Source organism: Frankia sp. AiPs1 (genome assembly GCF_023716945.1).
Lineage (GTDB): Bacteria > Actinomycetota > Actinomycetes > Frankiales > Frankiaceae > Frankia.
This window is the reverse complement of record NZ_JAMQQF010000413.1, coordinates 1-5,464: the sequence shown is the minus strand read 5'-3', so window position 1 is coordinate 5,464 and position 5,464 is coordinate 1. Positions and strand designations below refer to the sequence as shown.

Here is a 5,464-nt window from a genome sequence, read left to right as displayed (position 1 = left end):
AGCCAGGGACGCGGGGCCCCGCAGGGACGTGGCGGGCGACCGGGTGGACCTGGCCGTCCCGACGATCGGCGGGGGGACCGTCCGGATCGGTCGGCCCGGCCCGAACGCACCGACGTCGGCAGCCGTCGACCCCGGGTGCAGACTCCGCCATTGCCGGACGAGGCCCGCGCGGACATGCTCGATCACGACGTCCGCCGCTCGCTGCGGGGGCTGCCGACGAATCTGGCGGACACGATCGCCCGGCATCTCGTCGCGACCGCGCTCCTGCTCGACGACGATCCGGCCGCGGCGCTCGCTCATGCGCGGGCCGCCGCCGACCGGGTGCCCCGCCTTCCCGCCGTGCGTGAGGCGGTCGGCATCGCGGCCTACCACGCCGGCGAGTACGCCATGGCGCTCGTCGAGTTGCGGGCCGCCCGGCGCATGGACGGTTCGGGGCACAACCTGCCGCTGATGGCGGACAGCGAGCGCGGCCTCGGCCGGCCCGAGCGGGCCATCGCCTACCTGCGCGATCCGCAGGCCGAGGAGCTGGACCCGGCAGCCCGCGCCGAGATGCTGATCGTGATTTCCGGGGCGCGCCGAGACCTGGGCCAGCCGGAGGCCGCCGTCGTGTTGCTGCGCGACCTTGCCACCGCGAAGGGCGCGCCCGCGCCGTGGGCCCCGCGGCTCTGGTACGCCTACGCCGAGGCTCTGCTGGCCGCCGGCCGTCCCGAGGAGGCGGCTCGGTGGTTCACCTCCGCCGCGGCCGTCGACGACAACGAGACGGACGCGGCCGCTCGCGCCTACGAGATCGTCACCGGTCGGCCGATGCCCGAGGACGAGGGCTCCGAGGCGAGCGTCGACTCCGAGGTAAGCGGTGACTCCGAGGCGAGCGGTGACTCGGAGGCAGCCTGGGGTTCCGAGGCGGTGGACTCTGGCGAGCTGCTGGACAGCGTGCAGGCACTGCCGGAGGTCATTGAGACGGCGGAGGTCGTTGAGGCGGCGGACAGCGCGAATGCAGGGGATTCGGCGGACCCGGGGGACGTCGCCGCAGCGGTGGTGAATCCGGCGGATTCGGCGCGCGGGGATTCGGGGGAGGCAACAGAGCGGTCACCCGGTCCGTCCTAGGCCGGTACCGCATCGTGTCGAGGCCCGGCGGCGGATCTCGGATCCGAGACCGCGTTCCGACCTCGGCACGATCTGGCCGCACACGGTCTGGCCGCACGCACGGTCTGGCCGCACGGTGGCGTGAGACGGTGTAGCTGAAGTCGGCATGGCCGGAGACGGCGGGGCCGGGAAGACCGCGTCGGCTGAGACGATGGCGGTCGGGCTGGTCAGGCGTCCAACGGGCGCAGGACGAGACCGGTGCGCGGTTTCGGGGTGAACAGCGTCGATTTGCGGGGCATGCGTTCCCCGGCCTCGGCGACCGCGGTCACATCCGCGACCGGGGTCGGGTTGAGCAGCAGGGCGGTTCCGCCGGCGGCGGCCGCCGCGGCGATCGCCGCCGGAGCGTCATGGTGGTAGTCGACGACGCCGACCGTGTCCGAGAGTCCCCAGACATCCACGATCAGCCCCAGATGGGCGACGGTGACGTCGAGTCGGCGGAAGGCGGCGGAGCGGCCCGCCGGCAGGCTGCGGGCCAGCAGGTCCGCGGCGGGCTCGGTGAGCAGGTAGGCGGACGTGCCGTCGGTGACGACGAAGGCATGGCCGCGCTGACCGGCCTCGGCCAGTTCGTCGAGCAGGTGGTTCGGGTCGACGCCGCCAGCCGGCCGCCCGATGGCGTGGCCCTGGGCCGACCCGGGCGCGCTGTCGCCCTGCGCGGCGGTGCCAGCGGTTTCGGTGCCAACCGGTTCGGTTTCGGCGACGTCCGGGCCAGCGACGTCCGGGCCGGCGAGTCTGCGGACGGTGAACTCGGCGGCGGCCCGGCGCACCGCGTCGGCGAGGCCCAGGCCGGTCACCGCCCGGTGGATGGCGTGTACCTGCGGGCCGGAGACGGTCGCGTCCACGAGGAAGGCGAGGCCGAAGTCCCAGGGACCCGAGCCGTCCCCGGCAGCGTGCCGCTCCGCCTGGTACTGCCGGTAGGTGGCGTAGCGGTGGTGCCCGTCGGCGATGACGGCCCGCCGGGGCAGCAGGTCGGCCGCCACGGCGGTGAGCACCGCCGGGTCGTCGATCGCCCAGAGCCGATGGGTCACCCCGTCGTCCGTGGTCGTCTCGACCTGCGGGGGAGTCTCGACCAGTTCGCTGACAACCCGGCTGGTCTCACCGCCGCCGGAGTACAGCAGGAAGATGGGCTCCAGGTTGGCGCGGGTTGCCCGGGTCAGCGCCAGCCGGTCCGAGACCGTTCCGGCCATGGTGTTCTCGTGCGGCAGGATGATCCCCGCCGCCGGGTCGACCAGGGCGACGGCGCCGATCAGCCCCCGCTGGACGTGACCGTCCTGTTCCTCCTCACAGACGTAGACGGACGCCCTGTCGTCCTGGCGCAGCACCCCGCCGTCGAGCCACTCCCACAGCGTGCGGGCGGCGCCGTCGTAATCGTCGCCGGGCAGGATGAGCCGCACCACGTTGTGGACGTCGCGGGCCTGGAGCTGGGCACGTTCGGCATCGTCGATCACGTCGTAGGGCGGCGAGGTCAACGCGGCGAGAGCCGGCCCCGAGACGGGGTAGCGCGCCGCCCGGAACGGAACGAGCACGAGTCCCGCGGGGACGGGGACGGGACGGTCGGCGGGCAGCATGAGCCGCATCGTAGGACCCGGTGGGTGCCATTGCGCCGAGCAGGGGCCCGCCGGCCGGGTGCGGGTAGGCGCGGCGGCCCGTAGGTGGGCGTCGCCGTGAACCGCCTGTCGTGGCCGCCGTGACCGCGGGGCGTGGTGTGTCCGGCCGCGGCGGCGAGGTCGTCGTCCACCGGAAGTGATCATTATCCGATCCGGGGGCGTCCCGGCGGGCTCAGCGGCGACACTGGAACCGGGGTGTCGCCATCCTCGCTGGTGGGAGGAGCGATCGGAAGCCACCGTAGCGGGGAGCCACCGCGTAGGGGCGTGCGGGCGGCCGGCGCAGCGTAGGTGTTCGTCCACGTCGTGGAGGTGAAGATGGTCAACATGACCGGCCGCCCGGATGAGACTCCGGACGAGGGCGCCCCGACGGACAGCGTCCGCCCGGGGCCGGCAGGCGAGGTCTACGACTGGTACACCCGCGGGATGGCCCTGCTGGGCCACGGGGACGCCAACGCCGCGGTGCAGCTTCTCGCGCATGCGGTCGCGGCCGAGCCGGCCTCGCCGAGCGTCCGCGAGGCGCTGGGCCGCGCCCAGTTCAGCGCCGGCCAGTACGTCGCCGCCCGGGAGACCTTCGCCTGGATCGTCGACCGTCATCCCACCGACGACTACGCGCAGTTCGGCCTCGGCCTGTCCGCCCGCAAGATCGGCGACCTGCGCGCGGCCGTGGAGCACCTCGCGCTGGCAGTGGCGATGCGCCCGGACATCCGGCACTACGGCGTCGCGCTGCGCGGTGCCCGCGCGGCCCTGGCCCGGGCATGACCGACCGGCTGTCGGGGACGTCCCGGCGCCGCCGTCCGCCGCGGCCGGCAGGCCCGCGACCAGCGCAACCAGCGCGACCCCGGGAGAGTTCACCGTGACCCCAGATCTGACCGCCGGCCTGGTGGCCAAGCCCCGCGACGCGGCCGGGGCCGGCCCGCTGCGCGGCACGGACCGGCCGCTCGCCGATCTGTTCGACGTCGCCCTGATGGATCTCGACGGGGTGGTGAACCGGGGTGGTTCGGCGGTGCCGCACGCCCCGGAGGCGATTGCCGCCGCGGGCCGTCGCGGTATGCGCACCGTCTACGTCACCAACAACGCCCTGCGGCCGCCGGCGGAGGTCGCCGACCGGCTGACCGGGTTCGGCGTGCCGGCGCGGGCCGCGGACGTGGTCACCTCCGCGCAGGCCGCGGCGCACGTCCTCGCCGAACGGCTGCCCGCCGGCGCCCGGGTGCTCCTGCTCGGCGGGCGCGGGCTGCGCCAGGCGCTCACCGAGGAGGGGCTGACCCCGGTCGATTCCGCCGAGGACGCGCCGAGCGCCGTCGTCCAGGGGTTCGACCCCGACCTCACCTACGCCCGCATGGCCGAGGCGACCTACGCGATCCGGGCCGGCGCCTGGTGGGTGGCGAGCAACGCCGACCGGACGGTGCCGACCGAGCGCGGCATCGCTCCCGGCAACGGCGCCGTGGCCGCATTCCTGCGCGCCGCGACCGACCAGGAGCCCCTGGTGACCGGCAAGCCGGAGGCGGCGATGCACCGCGAGTCGATGCGGCGCAGCGGCGCCCGCACCCCGGTGATCGTCGGAGACCGGCTCGACACCGACATCGAGGCCGGAACCCGGTCGTCGACGCCCACCCTGCTCGTCTTCACCGGGGTCACGACACCGTCGGAGCTGCTGGCCGCGCCGCCGGAGCACCGGCCGACCTTCCTGGCCGCCGACCTGCGGGGCCTGCTGCGCCCGGCGCCGCCGGTGCTGGCGCTGCCGGACGCCGGGAAACACGCCGCCAGCTGTGGCGGGTGGACTGCCCGCGTCGAGGACGGCGAGCTGCGCTGGACGGCGGCGGGTGGGGGCGCCGGCGTGAACCCCGGCAAGGACAGCGAGGGCGTCCACGGCGAGAGCGGCGAGGGCGGCGAGGGCGGCGAGAGCGGCGAGGGCGGCAGGGACAGCGAGGGCGGCGAGGGCGAGGGGGATGGTCTTGACGCGTTGCGGGCTGCGTGCGCGGCGGTCTGGTCCGCCACCGACGCGGGCATCGCCGTCCATGCGATCGCGGCCGAACGGCCCTCGGGCTGCGCGGACCTGGTCGCGCCCGACCCGAACCGCACGTGATCGCACTGGCCGGGCAGCCGGTTGCCTGGTCCTGTCCGGCCAGATCAGTCCGGTTGGAAGAACGCAAGCATTTTCCGGCTCGCGTCCGGCGCCAGCCAGGAAGTGCGGTCAGACCAGGAAGTGCGGTCAGAGCAGGGAGTGCGGTCAGAGCAGGGAGCGGACCCTCAGCAGGTCGCGCACGCTCGCGTCCACCTTCAGCCGGCCGCTCGTCCAGGCGGACAGCACCGACAGCCGCCCCTCGGTCACCGCGACCAGATCGTCGCTGTTCACGGTCAGGGTGATCTGGGCATCGTCGCGCTGACCCTCGCCGACGTCGCGCAGGCAACCGTCGCGCAGCTCGCCGGAGAAGGCGGTCCCCAGATCCGGGATGCGGCAGACGATCGTGCGGTCGGGGGTTCGGGGCGGGCGGCCCTCGGCGGCGAGCCTGTCGAGACGGGCGGCGATGCTGCGGAAGGCGATCTCACACTGTGACCTGTCGGCCATCGGGAGCTCCGGCCTCCTTCGGGTCGGTTCGGGGCCTCCCATCGGCGGGGGCCCTCCCATGGTGCCCGCCCCCGGGCGGCCGGCGTCCGCACGAACGGCTTCCTCGTGGCCCGCGTCGCGCCCGGGCGAGGTCGGCCGGCCGCCCCCGGGC

5 protein-coding genes are annotated in these 5,464 nt (G+C 74.9%); 3 read left to right on the top strand and 2 right to left on the bottom strand.

The features are described 5' to 3' along the window. The first annotated feature begins 135 nt into the window (after positions 1-135). Positions 136-1,104, top strand: a complete 969-nt coding sequence (locus ND748_RS24190) for a lipopolysaccharide assembly protein LapB (RefSeq protein ID WP_251748261.1) — start codon at positions 136-138, stop codon at positions 1,102-1,104. A gap of 206 nt (positions 1,105-1,310) precedes the next feature. Here the strand turns inward: ND748_RS24190 and ND748_RS24185 are convergent, their stop codons facing one another. Next, on the bottom strand, positions 1,311-2,717 hold the full coding sequence (locus ND748_RS24185; protein WP_251748259.1) for a DUF1015 family protein: 1,407 nt from the start codon (positions 2,715-2,717) through the stop codon (positions 1,311-1,313). 354 nt (positions 2,718-3,071) lie between these two features. On the opposite strand from ND748_RS24185, the gene ND748_RS24180 reads away from it, so the two are divergent. Both ND748_RS24180 and ND748_RS24175 read left to right on the top strand, forming a co-directional pair. Then, complete coding sequence (locus tag ND748_RS24180) at positions 3,072-3,506, top strand: tetratricopeptide repeat protein (protein ID WP_374216019.1); 435 nt, start codon at positions 3,072-3,074, stop codon at positions 3,504-3,506. A gap of 94 nt (positions 3,507-3,600) precedes the next feature. Then, positions 3,601-4,830, top strand: a complete 1,230-nt coding sequence (locus tag ND748_RS24175) for an HAD-IIA family hydrolase (protein WP_251748258.1) — start codon at positions 3,601-3,603, stop codon at positions 4,828-4,830. Between the two features lie 144 nt (positions 4,831-4,974). On the opposite strand, the gene ND748_RS24170 is transcribed toward ND748_RS24175, so the two are convergent. After that, positions 4,975-5,313, bottom strand: a complete 339-nt coding sequence (locus ND748_RS24170) for an alkyl sulfatase C-terminal domain-containing protein (RefSeq protein WP_251748257.1) — start codon at positions 5,311-5,313, stop codon at positions 4,975-4,977. Positions 5,314-5,464 lie beyond the last annotated feature (151 nt).